This window comes from Tropicibacter sp. S64 (genome assembly GCF_049803835.1).
Taxonomy (GTDB): Bacteria; Pseudomonadota; Alphaproteobacteria; order Rhodobacterales; family Rhodobacteraceae; genus Pacificoceanicola.
This window is the reverse complement of the sequence record NZ_JBNAGK010000003.1, coordinates 94,397-112,618: the sequence shown is the minus strand read 5'-3', so window position 1 is coordinate 112,618 and position 18,222 is coordinate 94,397. Positions and strand designations below refer to the sequence as shown.

The following is an 18,222-nucleotide window of genomic DNA, read 5'->3' as shown; positions in this document are numbered from 1 at the left end:
AGTTTGGCCCAAAACCGCAGGCGGATCGTCCATCCGCTTGGCAGGGTGACAGGGCTGCGTCACACTATGTGAACAGAACGAGGGTAAGAATGTCAGTAACCAGGAACGCTGCGGCGTTGCACCAGCGCATCGCAGGGATGCCGTTGCGCGACGGGCGACAGATGATTGCCATCGCCGGCGCACCGGGGTCCGGCAAGTCCACGCTCGCCGAGGCGGTGGTCGCCGCCCTGCGCGCCGACGACGTTCCGGCGGTGCTCATGCCGATGGATGGCTTTCATCTCGACAACCGCCTGCTGGAGGCCAAGGGCCTGCTGCCACGCAAGGGCGCGCCGGAAACCTTCGATTTCGGCGGGCTGCGCTCGGCGCTGGAGCGGATTCGCGCCGGAGAGACGGTCTTCCTCCCGGTCTTCGACCGCTCCCGCGAGGAAGCCATCGCCGGGGCCGCCGAAATCGGACCGGACACCCCTATCGTGGTGGTTGAGGGCAACTACCTGTTGCTCGACGAGGCCCCCTGGACCGGGCTTCGGGACTTCTGGGACCTGACCGTGTTTCTCGACGTGCCGGAAACCGAGCTGGAACGGCGGCTGATCTCGCGCTGGATCGGCTTTGGCTATGACATGACCATCGCCCGCGCCAAGGCGGAGTCGAACGATCTGCCCAACGCCCTGCGTGTCGCCCAGAACTTTGCCGGAGCCGACCTGACCCTGACCTGACGGACGGCCCCGCCGCGTGCCGGCCTCCGTGTACCACAGGGCAAGTGCAAAAGATTTCCGACATCCACAGGCTGAGCCCTGTAGCACACCCCGCGCGTCGGCTCTAAACTGGCACGCGGGGACATTGCAGAAGGGACGAGACATGCGCCGGATACTTGCGGTTTGCGCGGTGGTGGCGGCCTGCTTTGCCGCGGCGGCCGCCCCGGCGGAGGACATCACCGACGTGCTGCACGCGACGCCGGAATGGACCGGCTTCACCGATGCGGATGGCAGCGGCATCTACAACGACCTGCTGAACGAGATATTCGGGGCGAAAGGCATCACCGTGCACCGCCAGACCGTTCCGATGAACCGCGCCGTGGCGCTGGTCGAGCGCGGCGAGGCGGATTTCACCGGTGGCTTCCGCCGCGACGACCGCAATTTCGCGGATGTGCCGATCTACGAGACCACCTTCGCCGCCATGTACCGCAAGGACAGCGGCCTATCCCTTCACAGCCCCGAGCAGCTCAAGGACCTGCGCGTTGCCACTGCCCCACAGGTCAGCGCGACGCTGGGCGAGGATCTGAACGAGGTCGACAGCCGGTCGCAGGCCGCCAAGCTTCTGGTTTCGGGCCGCATCGACGCCTATGTCGACCTGCGCCTGCCGCTGGAGAAGTTCCGCGCCACCGGAGAAGCCAACCTCGACGTGGCGAACGCCTCCGACACGCGGTTCGACATCGACCCGGACGACTGGGAGATTTCCACCATCGCCTCCACCCGGCTCTACATGCTCTTCCCCGACACCCCGCGCGGCAACCAGCTGCGCGAGATTTACGAGGCAGGCACGCGGGAGCTGGCCAAATCCGGGCGGCTGGCCGAGCTCTACACCCACTACGGGCTGGAAATTCCGACGGTGGAGTGACGGCCGGGGCGGCCTATTTCAGACCCAGCACGTCGAGCATGTCATATTCGCCCGGTGCCTTGTCCTGCCCCCAGAGCGCCGCCTTCAGGGCGCCCCGCGCAAACAGCGCCCGGTCCGAGGCGATATGCTTGATCACGATGCGCTCGCCGGGCGAGGCAAAGATCACCTCGTGTTCGCCCACGATGTCGCCGCCACGAATGGCGTGGAACCCGATGTCGCCGCGCTTGCGCGCGCCGGTGATGCCGTCGCGGCCCCGGTCGGAAACATCGGACAGGGACACGCCCCGCCCCTCCGCCGCCGCCTCGCCCAGCATCAGCGCCGTGCCGGAGGGCGCGTCGACCTTGTGGTGATGATGCGACTCGACGATCTCGATGTCCCAATCCGCATCCAGCGCCGCCGCCACCTGCCGCGTCACCTGCGTCAGCAGGTTCACGCCCAGGCTCATGTTCCCGGCCCGCACGACCACCGCATGACGCGCGGCGGCCTTGATCTTGTGCAGGTCGTCCTCCGACAGGCCGGTCGTGCCGATCACATGCACCGCCCGCGCCTGCGCCGCCAGTTCGGCGAACCCCACCGTCGCGGCGGGCGCGGTGAAGTCGATCACCGCCTGCGCCCGCGAAAACGCCTCCAGCGGATCGTCGCTCACCATCACGCCGTTCGCCGCGCCGCCCATGCATTCGCCCAGGTCGCGCCCGATCCAGGCATGGCCCGACCGCTCGACGCCGCCCGCCAGCCTGAGCTTGTCACTGGCCAGCACCTCGCGCGCCAGCATCTGGCCCATCCGGCCAGATACCCCCGTGATCACTACACCCGGCAGATCGGTCATGGTCATTCTCCGTTCACTACGCGTTTGCGTCGTCCTTACCGCGCCGCCGCCCGCTTGGCAAAGCCGATCAACCGGCTTACATCGTCACGCATGGCACAGAACAGAATCCCCGAAGGTCCCGGTCAGTCCCAGCGTCAGCGGCGCGTCGGCGAACTCCTGCGCCGGCGCCTGTCGGAAATCCTCGCCCGGGGCGAGATCCACGACCCGGACCTGAACCGGATGTCGATCACCGTCGGCGAGGTCCGCGTCTCGCCCGACCTGCGCATCGCGACGGCCTATGTCGTGCCGCTCGGCGGCAAGGGTCAGGACGAGATGTTCGAACTCCTGCACAGGCACCGCGGCGAGCTGCGGCATCTCATGTCCAAGGGCATGACGATCAAGCACACGCCGCAGCTGCACTTCCGCCTCGACGACACCTTCGATCAGCTGGACGAGCATCGGCGGCTGATGTCGCAGGACGCGGTCCGCCGCGATCTGGAGAAGTGAGGCGGCTGCTGGCGACGGCCCTCGCGCTGCTGGCCGGCACGGTGGCCGGGCAGGCCAGGGCGCTGTCGTGCAAGACCGTCCGCTACGAAGACCACCGCTATGCGATCTGCGAGGTGATCCCGGCGCAGGACCACCTGCGGCTGTTCCTCGACGATGCGAACGGCACCCCCTACGGCGACTTCTCGACGCTCGAATCGGCACTGGAATCGCAGGGCAAGACGCTGCTCTTCGCGATGAACGGCGGCATGTACCACGAGGACCGCGCGCCCGTGGGCCATTACATCGAGGACGGCACCGAGCGGATGCGCGTCATCCCGACTCCCGGCCCCGGCAACTTCGGCCTGCTGCCCAACGGGCTGCTGTGCATCCAGCCCCGCCGCGCCTTCGTGATCGAGACCCGCGACTACCTGCAACGCCGCCCGACCTGCCGCTACGCCACGCAATCCGGGCCGATGCTGGTGATCGACGGCGAATTGCACCCGCGGTTCCTGCCGGACAGCACCTCGCGCTACATCCGCAACGGCGTCGGTACCTCGGCGGACGGCAAACGCGCGGTCTTCGCCATCTCGGAAACCGCCGTCAGCTTCTACGAGTTCGCCCGGCTGTTCCGCGACGGGCTGAAGCTGCCCAACGCGCTGTTCCTCGACGGCAATGTCTCGCGCCTCTACGCCCCCTCCCTGAACCGCGCCGACCTTGGCCGCGCCATGGGTCCCATCGTGGCGGTGACCTCCGAGTAACGCGGGCCAAATTGCTTGCAAGCAATTTGCAAAACTCTTGGCAAGAGTTTTGCCCCACCCCGCCCGAACCGCTTCACCCTTGCACATGGGCGGCTTCCAGCCTACCTCGGTCGAAACCCAAGTGACCGACCGGAGCCCCCATGCCGCTTTCGCCACAGGACCTGACCGCATCGCTTCTCAAGGCCGCGAAGGCCGCCGGGGCCGACAGCGCCGACGCCATCGCCCTCACCGGCACCGCCGTCTCCATCGACGTGCGGGCGGGCACCCTGGAGCAGGCGGAGCGGGCCGAGGGCAGCGACATCGGCCTGCGCGTCTTCGTCGGGCAGCGCAGCGCCATCGTCTCCGCCTCCGACACCTCGGAGCGCACCATCGAGGCCATGGCCACCCGCGCCGTCGCCATGGCGAAGGAAGCGCCAGAGGACCCCTACGCCGGTCTCGCCGACCCCGCGCAGTTGGCCACCCAATGGGACATTGCCGCGCTCGAACTCGCCGACGATACGCCCGAGCCCGCGCCAAAGACCCTCGAAGAGGACGCCCGCCGCGCCGAGGCCGCCGCGCTCTCCCATGACGGCATCACGCAGGTGCAATCCGCCTCCGCCAGCTACTCCGCACGCTCCGTCTGGATCGCCGCCTCCAACGGCTTCGAGGGCGGCTACGCCCGCACCTCGCGCAGCACCTCCTGCGTCGCCATCGCCGGGACCGGCCTCGGCATGGAGCGCGACTACGACGGCGACAGCCGCACCTTTCAGGCCGACCTGCGCTCGCCCGAGGACATCGGCCAGTCCGCCGCGATGCGCACCCTCGCCCGCCTCAAGCCAGGCAAGCCGAAGACCGGCGCCTACCCGGTGCTCTTCGACGAGCGCATCTCGGCCTCCCTGATCGGTCACCTCATGGCCGCCGCCAATGGCGCCGCCGTGGCCCGGGGGGCCAGCTGGCTGATGAAGGCCATGGGCGAGCAGGTCCTGCCCAAGGGTCTGTCGCTGATCGAGGACCCGCACCGCCCCCGCGCATCCGGCTCCCGCCCCTTCGACGCCGAGGGCCTGCCCACCCGCAAACGTGCCATCGTCGAAGACGGCATCCTGCGCAGCTGGACCCTCGACCTGGCCAACGCACGCAAACTCGGCCTTTCGCCCACCGGCAACGCCGCCCGCAGCGCCGGCTCCGGCCCCTCGCCGACCGCCTGGAACCTCGCGCTCACGCAGGGCGACGCATCTCGCGAGGATCTCATCGCGCAGATGGGCACGGGCCTCATCGTCACCTCCATGATCGGCTCCACGATCAACGCCAACACCGGCGACTACTCGCGCGGGGCGGCGGGGCTCTGGGTGCAGAACGGCGAGATCACCGGCCCGGTTTCCGGCGTCACGGTGGCGGGCAACCTGCGCGAGATGCTGCGCACGCTCATCCCCGCCAACGACGCCCGCCCCTACCTCAGCCGGGTCGTCCCCTCGCTGCTGGTCGAAGGGCTGACCCTTGCGGGCGAGTGACCTCACGCTGCTGATCGACGCTGCCCGCGCGGCGGGCAAGGAGGCCCTGTCCCACGTCGGCACGGACCTCAAGGTCCGTGAAAAGGACGACGGTGCAGGTCCGGTCACCAAGGCCGACCTCGCCGTCAACGCGCTGCTGGAGGACAGGCTGCGGAGCGCCCGCTCGGACTACGGCTGGCTCTCGGAGGAAAGCGCCGATGACCCTGCCCGCCTCGACGCCGGCACCCTCTTCATCGTCGATCCCATCGACGGCACGCGCAGCTTCATCGAAGGCTCGGACCATTGGGCCCACGCGATTGCGGTGGTCGAGAACGGCATCGCCACGGCCGCCGTGGTCTACCTGCCCGCGAAGGACCGGCTCTACAGCGCCAGCCTCGGCAACGGTGCCCGCCTCAACGGTGCGCCCATCGCCACCGGCCGCACCGCCACCCTCGGCGCGGCCACAATCCTCGCCACCCGTCCCAGCCTCGATCCCGCGCACTGGCCGCGCGGCGTCCCCGAGATCAAGCGCAGCCACCGCCCCAGCCTCGCCTACCGCCTCAGCCTCGTCGCCGAGGGGCGCTACGACGCCATGGTCACCTTCCGCCCGACGTGGGAATGGGACATCGCCTCCGGCACGCTGATCCTCACCGAATCCGGCGCCCGCGTCACCGACCGCCACGGGGCGCCGCTGCGCTTCAACAACCCCGTCCCCCAGACCAACGGAGTCCTCGCCGCCAACCCTGCCCTGCACGCTTTGCTGCTCGACCGGCTGATCTGATCGCGCCGCGGCGGCCCGCCGAAGAAATCGGACACGAAGCCCCGGCGCGCCCTGCCCTTCTTTGGTCCTCAAATACCTCCGGGTTTGGGGCGGAGCCCCAATCGCGCGGCCGCAGGCCGGGCGACCCTGCGCCCCCGCCAACCCCTGAACCGCCCCCAATCGCCGCACCCGCGAAAAGCGGTTCAAGCCTCGGCGGAAACCCGCTAACCTGCCGCAACGCCTACGCCACACCCAAAAGGAGCCCGGATGCAACGCCTTCACCTCGTCTTCGGCGGCGAACTGGTCGACCCGTCGAAATCGGTCTTCCGCGACGTCGACGCGCTCGACATCGTCGGCATCTTCCCGAACTACGAAACCGCCTTCAACGCCTGGAAGGCCGCGGCGCAACGCACCGTCGACAATGCCCACATGCGCTATTACATCGCCCACCTGCACCGCCTGCGCGACGAGGAAAAGGAAGTCTCCCCGACCGAGGAACTGGGCTGACCCTTGGCCCCGCGCACGCTCAGCCTGCAGGCCTACCTGGCCTATGCGCGCGGGGGGATCGCCTTTGGCGGGCCGGGCAGCGCACGCAGCTGGACCCGCCCCGAAGGCGGTCCGGTGCTCTGGGCACATGCGGATGGGGACGCGCAGGGCCGTGCGCTGACCAACCTCTGCGCCCGCATGCACCAGCACCGCCCGGAACTGCAGATCCTGCTCTCCGGCACCGGCAGCGCTCCGCCGGGCATGACCCTCGTGCCCCTGCCCGCCGAACGCGGCTCCGACTGCGACCGCTTTGCCGAGGCGCTGCGCCCGGATGTCTGCCTCTGGGCGGCGGGCCAGTTGCGCCCGGCGCTGATCGAGGCGGTGCAGGGCCGCGGGGCCCACATGATCGCCCTGCCTCCGCAGGAAGGTGACTGGACCACGCCCGTGCCGCGCTGGCTGCCGGACCCCACCGGCGCCGTCATGGCGCTCTTCGACCGCATCCACGCCCCCGGCTCGGGCGCGGCGCGGCACCTGCGCCGCATCGGCGTGCGCGGCGACATCATCGACATCGCCGGGCCGCTGGTGGACACCGGCACGCCGCTCGACTGCGACGACGGCCAGCACGAGGAACTCGCCGCCGTGCTCGCCGGGCGTCCGGTCTGGCTTGCCGCGCGGGTGCGCCCGGACGAGGTCACCGACATCCTGCGCGCCCACCGCCGCGCTGTCCGCCTCGCCCACCGCCTGCTGCTGATCCTGGTGCCCGCCGCCGAAACGGACTTCGAGTCCCTGACGCGCGCCGTCGCCGCCGAACAGCTGCGCTGCTGCAACTGGGACGCGGGCGAGGCGCCGGACGACAACACCATGGTGCTGCTCGCCGAAGGGCCGGAGGAGCTTGGCCTGTGGTATCGCGCCGCGCCGCTGGCCTTCCTCGGCGGCTCGCTGACCTCCGGCCACGGCGGCACCGACCCGTTCGAGGCGGCGGCCCTCGGCTGCGCCATCCTCTACGGCCCCAACGTCTCGCGCCATCTCGCCAGCTACTCGCGGCTGGTGGAGGCGGGTGCGGCGCGGATCGTGCGCGACGCGGATTCGCTCGCCTCCGCCGTCTCCAACCTCGTCGCGCCCGATCAGGCGGCAACCATGGCGCATGCGGGCTGGGACGTGGTCTCCTCCGGGGCGGAACTGATCGACACGGTGATCGCCTCCGTCTTTGCCCGCCTCGACCGCGCGGAGGCCTCCTGATGCGCCCGCCCCGCTTCTGGTTCACCCCGCCGGATGCGCCGGACCTCCGCGCCCGGCTGCTTGCGCCGCTGGCCGCGCTGACCGCCCGCGCAACCGCGCGGCGGGTGGCGCAGCCCCCGGCCTGCAGCCCGAATATTCCGGTGATCTGCGTCGGCAACATCAATGCCGGCGGCACCGGCAAGACGCCGACCGTCATCTCCCTCGTGCAACGCCTGATCACCCGGGGCCTGTCACCGCATGTGATCTCGCGCGGCTATGGCGGCAGGCTGACCGGCCCGGTGCGGGTCGATCCCCTGAGCCACACCGCGACGGATGTCGGCGACGAGCCGCTGCTGATCGCCGCCTTCTGCCCCGCCTGGATCGGCAAGGACCGCGCCGCCGCCGCCCGCGCCGCCGAGGCCGCCGGGGCGGACGTGCTTGTCATGGACGACGGCTTCCAGAACCCGGCCCTGCCCAAGGCGCTCTCTCTCGTCGTCGTCGACGCCGTCATGGGCTTCGGCAACGGCCGCTGCCTGCCCGCCGGTCCCCTGCGTGAGCCCGTGGCCACCGGCCTCGCCCGCGCGGACCTGCTGCTCTCCATCGGCGGCGAGACCGCGCAACTGCGCTTTGCCGGGACCTGGGGCGACCGGATCGCGCTGCCGCACCTCACCGGCGCACTGGTGCCCCTGCAGACCGGCATGGACTGGCAGGGGCTACCCGCGCTGGCCTTCGCGGGAATCGGCCATCCGGAGAAGTTCTTCGCCACCCTGCGACACCTCGGCGCCGACCTGCGCGCCTGCGAGGCGCTCGACGATCACCAGCCGCTGACCCCGGCGCTGATGACCCGCCTCGAAACCGACGCCGCCCGCCACGGCGCACAGCTTGTCACGACGGAAAAGGACGCCGTCCGCCTGCCGCCCGCGTTCCGGATGAAGGTGCTGACCCTGCCGGTGCGGCTGGAGATTGCGGACGACCAGCCGCTCGAGGACGCGCTGGACCGGGTGCTGACGCCGGACAAAAACGGCAGGGACTGACTCCGGCCGCCTGCACCGGGCGCCGATTTCTTGCAAAGAAATCGGTCCGAACTCTTTGCAAGAGTTCGGGTCCGACGCCGCCCCGCCTCACCCGGCCCGGAACGTCAGGCCCCGGGTCCGCACCCCGGCATACCGCGTGTCCCAGGTGGTCCCGACGGAGCGCATCTCCAGCACCGTCAGCAGGCCCGTCGCCGGGTCGATCCAGCCCGCCAGCGCCACCGCCATCGGCTTGCCCGAGGTGGGGTCCTCCACCAGGCTCGACAGGCAGTAGGCCTGGTAATACGCCTTGTCCTGCGGGTAGTCCCAATCCGCCTGCCCGAGCAGGTCGTTCGACCCGCCCGCCGCCGTATAGGCCCCGCCGAACGCGCCCTTGAAGCCGGTCGTCGACACGGCGCTGGCCTCGAAGGACATCGACGGGTCCTCCACGCAGGTCCACGTCGTCATCTCCCCGGACGCCGCCGGCAGGTCGGGCGAGACCGCATCCTCCGTCCCCACACCGCCCTCCGGCGGGGTACGGGTGTAGATCAGCTTGTCACTGCTGATGCCAATCTCGAAGGCCTCGCCGGTGCCCAGCGGCACGTCGTTCGGCGCAACGAACTGGTGGATCAGCGACAGCACCACCGCGCCGGTCTCGTCCACCACCATCTGCCCCGCCAGCCCGGACACGCAACTCCAGCTCGGATCGCGCGTGCCGCCGGAGGTCGAGGACCAGCCGATGGTCAGCGACACCGCGAAGCCGTTCCCACCCGCGACGGGCTGCGCCACGCTCGCCTGCGACGCCCCGAGCACAAGGTAGGTGCCGCTGCTGCCCGTGGTCGAGGAATACGACCCGATGATGAACCCGTTGTCCGGATTCGCCCAAAGCTCCATCTTGGAGCCATAGACGTTGTACCACGTCCCGTCGATCGCGCTTTCCCCGGCCATGTCAGCCCCTCTCCCGCACTGTTTCGTCAAAGACCGCACGCAGATGCGCCGCATCGCGGATCGCCTCCGCCCCGTCGTTCCGGATCACCGGTGGACCATCCGCCTTGTTGAAGATGATCATCCCCGCCGCCTGGAAGGTCTCCACGCCGCCCACACTCACCGTATCGTACACGTATATCGTATAAAGGTAGTCCATCAGCACCGAGCCGACCAGCAGCAGCCCCGGCAATTCCCCCAGCACGTTGAACTGTGGCAGGGTCTGGCCCTTGTTCTCGCCCTCCTCGATGGTGCGCATGTAAAGCTCCGGCGGCACCACGATCCGCCCGCGCGCCCCGCCCCGCGCCTGCCCCACGTCGATGGTCAGCGTGTTGGTGTTGCCGCCGAGGTTGGCCTTGATCTGGTCGATCACCTCCACCCCGCCCTTGAACCGCGAGGAGCCGCTGTCGAGGCAGAGCCAGATGTCGTCCATCACCAGCGAACCGATCGTCACGGTGGCCCCGGCGCAGGTCCAGATGTAATTCACCGAGGGCACCGGCGTGTAGCTGTCGAAGGGCAGCACGATATACTGCGCCGGGTCCACCCCGCTCAGGTCCACGTCGCCGATCAGGCAGGAGCCGGTCCGCGTCTCCCGGTTCCAGTCGAAACAGACATATCCGGCATAGGGCGAAATCACCCCCTGCCGCAGCATGTCCTGCATCACGTTGGAAAAGCCGTATTGCATCGTGCCCTGCGACGGGAAGGCGAGGCAGGCGCTCCAGTCGATCTCCTCGAACTGCGGCCCGCCGTAATTCACCGCCAGACCAAAGGTCGCCCGCTGCGCATGGCCGCCCGGCAGATTCAGCACATCGGTCCCGATGTTCGCCTCCAGGTTGCCCCATGGGCCATAGCTCAGCGTCACCGTCTGCGACTGGATCGGCTGGAAGGTGCTTGAGAGCGACGGATCGAAGCGCTTGTGGATCATGCAGGCATGGGTCGTGCATTGGGTCGACGTGACCCAATCCATGTTCGTCCCGGTGTCGAGCGCGAAGAACTGCACCTGCGGCACCGTCGAGGTGCCCACGGAAATCGGTGCGTACCAGGGCGAGGCCCCATTGTCCTGATACGGCCCGCCATACATTGGCACTCGGAACGACATCGGCAATTCTGGGCTGGTCATGGTCCCTCACACTCCCGTTTAAGTTTTATTTTTCGCCTGTTTGTGAAGATTCATTTACGAGTGGTCAACTTCTAGGTATTCAAAATGCAGGGATTTTTTAATCCGGGCTGTGTCTGTTCCGGGACAGACAGGCCGGGACGCGCAGGCGCCGCAGAGCGCCGCAACGGGGACGGCGGCACGCATGACAGGCAGGCGAACAGGCGTGATCGGGCTTTGGTCCAATGCCTCGCTCACGCTGAAATTCCTCGCCATCGCGGTGCCGCTGACCCTGGCCGTGACCATGACGACCTTCCTTCTGCTGGAACGCGAGCGCACGCAGACCGCCAAGATCGCCCTCGACGACCGGATCTCGAAACTCGCCGAGATCCAGGGCGCGGCGCTCTCCGGGCCGGTGTGGAACTTCAACCAGAGCCAGATCGACCTGATCCTCGAAGCCATCGTCAACGATCCCGACCTCGTCGGCATCACCGTGCACGACGAGCGCGGCGCGCTGCTCGGGCAGATCGGCGAGACCAGCGGCGCGGAGCTGCTCAGCCAGGGCGCCCGCATCTACCGCGTCCAGGACCAGCCGCAGCCGCTGCTGATCGGCGACATCGTGCTGCACTACACCCGCGAGCGGCTCGCGCAGGAGACGCAGCAGCAGGTCAAGAGCGCCGTGGTGGTGACCGCGCTGATGGCGCTGGCGCTGATCGTCTCCGCCCTCGTGGCGCTGCAATACGCGGTGCGCCAGCCGCTCGTGCGCTTCGGCCGGGCCATCGGCGCGGCACAGGAAACCAGCCTCTACATCCCGGTGGACGTAACCACCCGCGACGAGATCGGCAATCTCGCCGTCGCCTACAACACCCTGCAACAAAAGCAGAAATCCGACGAAACCGAGCTGCGCAGCATTCGCGACAACCTCGAAAGCCTGGTCGAGGCCCGCACCCGCGAACTCAAGCACGCGGTGGAGGCCCTGAAGACCCGCGAGGGCGAGATCCTCCGCGCCCGCGACGATGCCCGCAACACCCTGACCCGGCTGCAGCGCACGCAGGACCGCCTCGTGCAGTCGGAAAAGATGGCCAGCCTCGGCCAGCTCACCGCCGGGATCGCGCATGAGATCAAGAACCCGCTGAACTTCGTCAACAACTTCTCCTCGCTCTCCGAGGAACTGCTGGCCGAACTCGAAGACCTCGTGCGCGCCTGCGCCACGAAGATCGACGCCGAGACCGCCCGTGACGCCATCGACCTCGTCGAGACCGTGACCGGCAACCTGCGCAAGATCCAGGACCATGGCCGCCGCGCCGACACCATCGTGCGCAACATGCTGCTGCACTCGCGCTCCGGCCCCTCGACGCTGCAGACCGCGAACCTGAACGCCATCGTCGACGAGGCGCTGAAACTGTCGTTCCACGCCTCCCGCGCCGAGATCGACGGCTTCAACATCGAGATTTCAACCGACTACGCCGAGGACCTGCCGACGGTGCAGTGCTTTCCGCAGGACCTCAGCCGCGTCTTCATCAACATCATGTCCAACGCCATGTACGCCACGCACACCCGCCGCCTGACCGGCGAGGCGGCGTACAACCCGCTGATCCGTGTCGCCACCCGCGACACCGGGACCGGCAGCTTCGAAATCACCATCGCGGACAACGGCCCCGGCATGGCGCCCGGCGTGGCCGAGCAGATCTTCACGCCCTTCTACACCACGAAACCGGCGGGCGAAGGCACCGGCCTCGGCCTCTCGATCTCCTACGACATCGTCGTCACCCAGCACGGCGGCGACCTCACCGTGACCAGTCATCCGGGCCAGGGGGCCCGTTTTGTCATCACCCTTCCCTCCATGCAACGCGAAGACACCCCGATCGCGCAGGACCCCGCATCGTGACCGCCACCCCCGTCAAGATCCTCGTCGTCGACGACGAGCCCGACATGGAACCGCTGTTCCGCCAGCAGCTTCGCCGCGACCTCCGGGCCGGGCGCTTCGAACTCGATTTCGCCATCTCGGCGCGGGAGGCGCTGGACCACATGACCCGCGACGTGCCGCCCCGGGTGGTGCTGGTGCTGTCGGACATCAACATGCCCGGCATGTCCGGGCTCGATCTCGTCGCCGAACTGCGCCCCCGGCACCCGCGCCTGACCATCTCGATGATCACCGCCTATGACGACGACGAAACCCGCGCCCGCGCCGAGGCCAACGGTGTCGACCGGATCTTCTCCAAACCCATCGACTTCGCGGCCCTCAAAACCTACCTCGATCAAGTGATCGCCACCTGACCCCATGCCGAACCGCATACCCGACATCCTCGTCGTCGACGACGAACCGGACATCGAAAGCCTGATCCGGCAGAAGTTCCGCCACCAGATCAAGGCCGGCAGCCACCGCTTCCACTTCGCCCGCGACGGGGTCGAGGCGCTGGAGGCCATCGCCCGCCTGCCCATCGACGTGGTCTTCTCCGACATCAACATGCCGCGCATGGACGGGCTCACCTTCCTGTCGCACATGGTCGCCCGGCCCGACCCGCCCGCCGTGGTCATGGTCAGCGCCTATGGCGACATGCCCAACATCCGCGCCGCGATGAACGGCGGGGCCTTCGACTTCGTCACCAAGCCGATCGAGTTCGACGACCTCTCCGCCACGCTGGACAAATGCCTCGCGCACCTGCGCCGCCTGCGCGGCCTGCAGGCCGAGGCCGCCCGCGCCCGCGCCGCCGAAGCCACCCTCGCCCGCTACTTCTCCCCCGCCGTCATCGAGAGCCTGACACCGCGCGGCGCGACCTACAGCCCGCAAAGCGAGCGCCGCACCGGCACCTTCCTCTTCACCGACCTGCAGGACTTCCTGCACCTCGTCGAAACCTCCGAGCCGCAGCCCGTCATCGACCTGCTCAACGGCTACCTCGACGGCATCACCCGCACCATCTTCGAGCACGGCGGCACCATGCTGAAGATCATCGGCGACAGCGTGCACGCGGTCTTCGGCGCGCCGCTGGACCTGCCCGATCACGCCGGGGCCGCCGTCCGCTGCGCCCTGGCCCTCGATGCCTTCTGCCAGGACTTCCGCGCCCGGCAGACCGCTCTCGGCCTGCCGCTCGGCAAGACCCGCATCGGCGTGCACACCGGCGAGGCGATCCTCGGCAATTTCGGCGGCGACATGTTCTTCGACTACGCCGCCTATGGCGACGCCGTGAACATCGCCTCGCGACTCGAAGGCGCGAACAAGGTCCTCGGCACCCGCATCTGCGTGTCCCGGACCACCGCCGACGCCATGCCGGACTTCCACGGCCGCTGCATCGGCGATCTGCGCCTGCGCGGCCGCGCGGAGCCCCTGCGCTGTTACGAACCCGTGGCCCCGGACGGCCTGACGGACAGCGCCCTGAGCACCTACGCCGAAGCGCTGGACGCCCTGCACACGGACGATCCCGCCGCCCGCGCCCTGCTGGTCTCGCTGGTCGGCGACACCCCGGACGACGCCCTCGCCGCCTTCCACCTCGCCCGCCACCTCGCCGGAACCTGGACCCCGGAGATCGACGTCAGGGTCTGACGGACAAGACCCGTCGACGGGTCTTGTCCGGCCTCCGCCGTCCGGCCCAACGCCACCAGCCGAAGAAGCCGGGACGGTTTCATTCGGGCCGGCAGATGTCCCCTCGGGCCACAGCCTGCCCCGTCCGCCAGATCAGCCCCGCGACCAGCGCAACCAGCAGCGCCAGAAGCGCCCCGCCCGCCATGTCATGCGCGTTCGACCCGGCCAGGGCGGCAAACCGCAGCGTCGCCACGGTCAGCGCCGCCACCGGAAAACTCAGCGCCCACCACGACAGCGCAAACGGCAGCCGCATCAGGCTGGGCACCTGCAGCACCACGATGCCCGCGAAACTCACCGCCGCGTAATAGAGCACGCGCGCGAAGGCATCCAGCGACCCGCCGTTCAGCGCCAGCCACGCCAGGAACCCCACCGCCGGCGGCGCGATCAGGATCACCAGGGTCGGATAGAGCCGCCCCGGCAGCGGGTCATGAAAGATCAGCCGGTTCATCACCAGCGTCAGCAGCACCACCCAGAACACCAGCCCCGTCGCGAAGAACAGCCAGCTCAGTTCCACATACCCGAGCGGCACCCCCGCCAGAGGCGCCACGATATTGCCCACCGCCGGGATGAACCACGCGGGCGAGATGTGCATCGGCTGGAAGGGCCGCCGCCCGATCCACCCGGACATGACGCTCAGGAACAACACCGCCTGCAACCCCGCCCCGATCAGCCAGACCACCCGCGCCGCCTCCACGTAATCGCTGCGCAGCGCCGTGCCGATCAGCATGAGCGAAATCGACATCGCCGGGAAGAAGGCCAGCTTCACCGGATGGTTCCACTCCGCCACCACCGCCGCCCGGTGCCGAAGAGCCTTTGCCGCGTAGAGCGCCGCGACCAGACCGAAATCCGCGATGGTCAGCCACAGCGCCCCTTCCGCCAGCGCCACGCCGAACCCGAACCGCCCCGCCGCCAGATGCAGCGCCAGAGTCAGCCCGGCCAGCCCCATGACGGTGGCAAAGAAGGTGACGGGAAAATGCTCCAGCCGCGTTTCGGCCACATCCCCCATATGAACAGTCCCGGACATCGCGCAGGCCTCCAACAAAGATACATCGCAATTCTCGAATATCTTTGCCCGCCCCGCGTTGACATGGATCAACCCGGCGCCAGCCTCTCGTGGCGCGTCCCCCCCCTCGCTTCTTCTTGGGTCAAATACCCAAAAAATTGCGCCGTTAACCAATTTCCCCGGCACTTTGCGGGTCAAAGCCGATGGTATCGGTACCGTAAAATCAAATCTGTACGAAACTCGGCCCGAATCGTACCAAACTGCACCCGTCCCGTCGCACAGCGCAGGACACCGCCCTTCCAGCCTTGTGTCCAAAATCGGAAAGACCACAAGACAAAGGGCGCGCGGTTCCCCGCACGCCCCGTTAATCCCACCGTGCGCCCCGTCAACGCAGGGGCAACTTATCCGTCACGTGTTGAACAGGAAATGCAGCACGTCGCCGTCCTTGACGGTGTAGGTCTTGCCCTCCGCCCGCATTTTCCCGGCGTCCTTGGCCCCCTGCTCGCCCTTCGCCGCGACGTAATCGTCATAGGCGATGGTCTCCGCCCGAATGAAGCCCTTCTCGAAATCGCCATGGATCACCCCCGCCGCCTGCGGCGCCAGCGTACCCTTGCGGATGGTCCAGGCGCGGGCCTCCTTCGGGCCCACGGTGAAGTAGGTCTGCAGGTTCAAAAGCGCGTATCCCGCCTTGATCAAACGATCCAGACCCGCCTCCTTCAACCCCAATTCCTCAAGGAATTCAGCCGCTTCCTCCGCATCCAGCTGGCTGATCTCCTCCTCGATCTTGGCGGAGATCACCACATGCGCATTGCCCTGCGCCGCCGCCATCCCGGCGACCTTCGCGCTCAGCGCATTGCCTTCGGCCGCCTCGCTTTCATCCACGTTGCAGACGTAGAGCACCGGCTTGGACGACAGCAGCTGCAGCATCTTCCACTGCTTCGCATCCTCCTCGTCCACCTCCACGACCCGCGCCGGCTTGCCCTCTTCCAGCGCCGCCAGCGCCATCTTCATCAGCCGCTCCTGCTGGATGGCATCCTTGTCGCCGCCCCGCACCTTGCGCACGATGTTCTGAAGCCGCTTCTCAAGCGACTCCATGTCGGCAATAATCAGTTCCGTTTCAATGGTTTCCGCATCCGCCACCGGATCGACGCGGCCATCGACGTGGGTCACGTCATCGTCCTCGAAACAGCGCAGCACATGGGCAATCGCGTCGGTCTCGCGAATGTTGGCGAGGAACTGGTTGCCGAGCCCCTCCCCCTTCGACGCACCCTTCACCAGCCCCGCGATGTCGACGAAGGTCATCCGCGTCGGGATGATCTGCTTCGATCCGGCAATCCCCGCCAGCGTGTCGAGCCGCGCATCCGGCACCGCCACCTCGCCCACGTTCGGCTCGATGGTGCAGAACGGGAAGTTCGCCGCCTGGGCGCTGGCCGTCTTGGTCAGGGCGTTGAAAAGCGTCGATTTTCCCACGTTGGGAAGACCCACGATACCCATCTTGAAACCCATGTCCCGCGCTCCTGCCGTGTCTGAACCAAAGGGCCTGAAACCCGGGCGGGGTCTACTCTGGGCCTCGCCCCGATGCAAGAGCCGCGTCCCGGCTCAGGCCACCTGGCGCACGCCGAAGGTCCAGAACCGCCAGCCCAGCGCCAGCGCCGCCACCGCCAGCCCCAGCACCAGCCCGAGCCAGACCCCGATGCCGCCGAGACCCAGCGCGATGCCAAACCCCCAGGCCGCCGGCATGCCCACACCCCAATAGGCGAAAGCCGCCATCAGCATCGGCACCCGCGTGTCCTGCAGCCCGCGCAGAAAGCCGATGTGCAGCACCTGCGCCGCGTCGACGATCTGGAACAGCGCCGCCATCATCAGAAGCCCCGTTCCCGCCGCGATGATCTCGTCACGTGCTGGGTCATCGGCATCGACGAACACGCCGAGCAGCGGCTCCGGCGCCAGCACGAACAGCGCGATGGCCGCCAGCCCCGCCAGCGCCGAGAGCACCAGCGTCACCTTCGCGCCCCGCACCAGGTGCGGCGCGTCCCGCCGCCCCATCGCGTTGCCGACACGCACCGTCGCGGCGTTCGACAGGCCCATCTGCACCATGAAGGCCGCCGTGGCGATCTGGATCGCAACCCCGTGCGCGGCAAGGGGAATCGTCCCGATCCAGCCCATCAGCACCGCCGATCCGGCAAACAGCGAGACCTCCGCCAGCGTCGTCAGCCCGATCGGCACGCCCAGCGCGAAGATGCGGGCAAACATCTCGCCATCCACCCGCCAGAACCGCACGAAAATCTCATGCTGCGGCAACAGCCGCACCGCGTAGAGCACGACGAGAGCACAGCCCGCCGTGTTCGCCGCCACCGAAGCCACCGCCGCCCCGGCGATGCCCAGTTCCGGCGCGCCCCAATGGCCGAACACGAACGCATAGTTGGCCAGCGCGTTGACCACCGCCGCGGCGACGGTGACGGCCAGCACCACGCGGGTGAATTCGAGGCCCAGCAGGTAGTTCTTGAAACACATGATGCCGAGCGCCGGCAACATGCCGAACCCCGCGATCCGCAGGTAGGTCTGCGCCAGCGCCGCCGTCGCCTCCGTCTGCCCGAGGCCCCGCAGGATCGGGCCGGAGAACCAGAACACCGGCAGCGCTGCCAGCGAAAACAGGATTGACCACCACAGCGCCATGCGCGTGGCCCGGCGGATCTGCACCTCGTCCCCCTGCGCGGCAAAGCTGGCCACCATCGGCATGATCGCCCAGGCAAACCCCGAACCCAGCAGGAACAGCGTGAAGAAATACGACGCCGCAAGCGTCAGCGCCGCCAGCTCCGGCACGCCGTACCAGCCCATCATGATGGTGTCGGTCAGGCCGATGGCGAACTGCGCCAGGTGCCCGCCGGTGATCGGCAGGGCAAGCAGGAGGATGGCGCGGGCGTGGGCGCGCGGGCTGATGGATGTCTTTGTCATG

At 68.3% G+C, this 18,222-nt stretch carries 18 protein-coding genes; 12 read left to right on the top strand and 6 right to left on the bottom strand.

Annotated features, from left to right (window positions below):
• Positions 1-89 precede the first annotated feature (89 nt).
• Together ACP159_RS06190 and ACP159_RS06185 are read left to right on the top strand one after the other, a co-directional pair.
• Positions 90-713, top strand: coding sequence for a nucleoside triphosphate hydrolase (locus ACP159_RS06190; protein ID WP_425098785.1), 624 nt, complete (start codon positions 90-92; stop codon positions 711-713).
• A gap of 142 nt (positions 714-855) precedes the next feature.
• Entirely contained in the window at positions 856-1,614 is a 759-nt protein-coding gene (locus ACP159_RS06185) for a substrate-binding periplasmic protein (RefSeq protein WP_425098784.1), read from the top strand.
• A gap of 13 nt (positions 1,615-1,627) precedes the next feature.
• Here the strand turns inward: ACP159_RS06185 and dapB are convergent, their stop codons facing one another.
• Positions 1,628-2,440, bottom strand: a complete 813-nt coding sequence (gene dapB, locus ACP159_RS06180) for a 4-hydroxy-tetrahydrodipicolinate reductase (RefSeq protein WP_425098783.1) — start codon at positions 2,438-2,440, stop codon at positions 1,628-1,630.
• 90 nt (positions 2,441-2,530) lie between these two features.
• Between dapB and rbfA the strand changes: the two genes are divergently transcribed.
• The 7 genes from rbfA to lpxK all read left to right on the top strand — a co-directional run bounded on the left by rbfA (position 2,531) and on the right by lpxK (position 8,627).
• Complete coding sequence (gene rbfA / locus ACP159_RS06175; protein WP_425098782.1) at positions 2,531-2,926, top strand: 30S ribosome-binding factor RbfA; 396 nt, start codon at positions 2,531-2,533, stop codon at positions 2,924-2,926.
• Positions 2,923-3,663 (top strand): phosphodiester glycosidase family protein, encoded by a 741-nt coding sequence (locus tag ACP159_RS06170; protein WP_425098781.1) that lies wholly within the window; start codon positions 2,923-2,925, stop codon positions 3,661-3,663. The genes rbfA and ACP159_RS06170 overlap by 4 nt, the downstream gene beginning before the upstream one ends.
• A 140-nt stretch (positions 3,664-3,803) precedes the next feature.
• On the top strand, positions 3,804-5,150 hold the full coding sequence (locus ACP159_RS06165; protein ID WP_425098780.1) for a TldD/PmbA family protein: 1,347 nt from the start codon (positions 3,804-3,806) through the stop codon (positions 5,148-5,150).
• Positions 5,137-5,910, top strand: coding sequence for a 3'(2'),5'-bisphosphate nucleotidase CysQ (locus tag ACP159_RS06160; RefSeq protein WP_425098779.1), 774 nt, complete (start codon positions 5,137-5,139; stop codon positions 5,908-5,910). Before ACP159_RS06165 ends, ACP159_RS06160 begins: the two co-directional genes overlap by 14 nt.
• Positions 5,911-6,156: 246 nt before the next feature.
• Positions 6,157-6,396 (top strand): DUF4170 domain-containing protein, encoded by a 240-nt coding sequence (locus ACP159_RS06155; RefSeq protein WP_425098778.1) that lies wholly within the window; start codon positions 6,157-6,159, stop codon positions 6,394-6,396.
• Positions 6,397-6,399: 3 nt separating this feature from the next.
• Positions 6,400-7,614: a 3-deoxy-D-manno-octulosonic acid transferase gene (locus tag ACP159_RS06150; RefSeq protein ID WP_425098777.1), complete on the top strand. Its 1,215-nt coding sequence runs from the start codon at positions 6,400-6,402 to the stop codon at positions 7,612-7,614.
• Positions 7,614-8,627, top strand: a complete 1,014-nt coding sequence (lpxK, locus tag ACP159_RS06145) for a tetraacyldisaccharide 4'-kinase (RefSeq protein WP_425098776.1) — start codon at positions 7,614-7,616, stop codon at positions 8,625-8,627. The genes ACP159_RS06150 and lpxK overlap by 1 nt, the downstream gene beginning before the upstream one ends.
• A gap of 87 nt (positions 8,628-8,714) precedes the next feature.
• Here the strand turns inward: lpxK and ACP159_RS06140 are convergent, their stop codons facing one another.
• Together ACP159_RS06140 and ACP159_RS06135 are read right to left on the bottom strand one after the other, a co-directional pair.
• Positions 8,715-9,551: an avidin/streptavidin family protein gene (locus tag ACP159_RS06140; protein WP_425098775.1), complete on the bottom strand. Its 837-nt coding sequence runs from the start codon at positions 9,549-9,551 to the stop codon at positions 8,715-8,717.
• 1 nt (position 9,552) lies between these two features.
• Positions 9,553-10,707 (bottom strand): pepsin-like aspartyl protease, encoded by a 1,155-nt coding sequence (locus tag ACP159_RS06135; RefSeq protein ID WP_425098774.1) that lies wholly within the window; start codon positions 10,705-10,707, stop codon positions 9,553-9,555.
• A 181-nt stretch (positions 10,708-10,888) separates the two neighbouring features.
• Between ACP159_RS06135 and ACP159_RS06130 the strand changes: the two genes are divergently transcribed.
• The 3 genes from ACP159_RS06130 to ACP159_RS06120 are packed head-to-tail and all read left to right on the top strand — an operon-like array spanning position 10,889 to position 14,224.
• Positions 10,889-12,571, top strand: a complete 1,683-nt coding sequence (locus tag ACP159_RS06130) for an ATP-binding protein (RefSeq protein ID WP_425098773.1) — start codon at positions 10,889-10,891, stop codon at positions 12,569-12,571.
• Complete coding sequence (locus tag ACP159_RS06125) at positions 12,568-12,960, top strand: response regulator (protein WP_425098772.1); 393 nt, start codon at positions 12,568-12,570, stop codon at positions 12,958-12,960. Before ACP159_RS06130 ends, ACP159_RS06125 begins: the two co-directional genes overlap by 4 nt.
• A 4-nt stretch (positions 12,961-12,964) precedes the next feature.
• The gene (locus tag ACP159_RS06120; protein WP_425098771.1) at positions 12,965-14,224 is read left to right on the top strand and encodes an adenylate/guanylate cyclase domain-containing protein; all 1,260 of its coding nucleotides are present in this window, start codon (positions 12,965-12,967) and stop codon (positions 14,222-14,224) included.
• A 79-nt stretch (positions 14,225-14,303) separates the two neighbouring features.
• On the opposite strand, the gene ACP159_RS06115 is transcribed toward ACP159_RS06120, so the two are convergent.
• From ACP159_RS06115 to ACP159_RS06105, 3 genes are all read right to left on the bottom strand, one after another.
• A complete protein-coding gene (locus tag ACP159_RS06115; RefSeq protein ID WP_425098770.1) occupies positions 14,304-15,287 on the bottom strand; it encodes an SLAC1 anion channel family protein in 984 nt (327 codons plus the stop codon).
• Positions 15,288-15,674: 387 nt separating this feature from the next.
• Positions 15,675-16,772, bottom strand: a complete 1,098-nt coding sequence (gene ychF, locus ACP159_RS06110; RefSeq protein WP_425098769.1) for a redox-regulated ATPase YchF — start codon at positions 16,770-16,772, stop codon at positions 15,675-15,677.
• A gap of 93 nt (positions 16,773-16,865) precedes the next feature.
• Positions 16,866-18,221 carry an MATE family efflux transporter gene (locus ACP159_RS06105; protein WP_425098768.1) on the bottom strand — a complete coding sequence of 452 codons (1,356 nt, stop codon included), beginning with the start codon at positions 18,219-18,221 and terminating at the stop codon, positions 16,866-16,868.
• Position 18,222 lies beyond the last annotated feature (1 nt).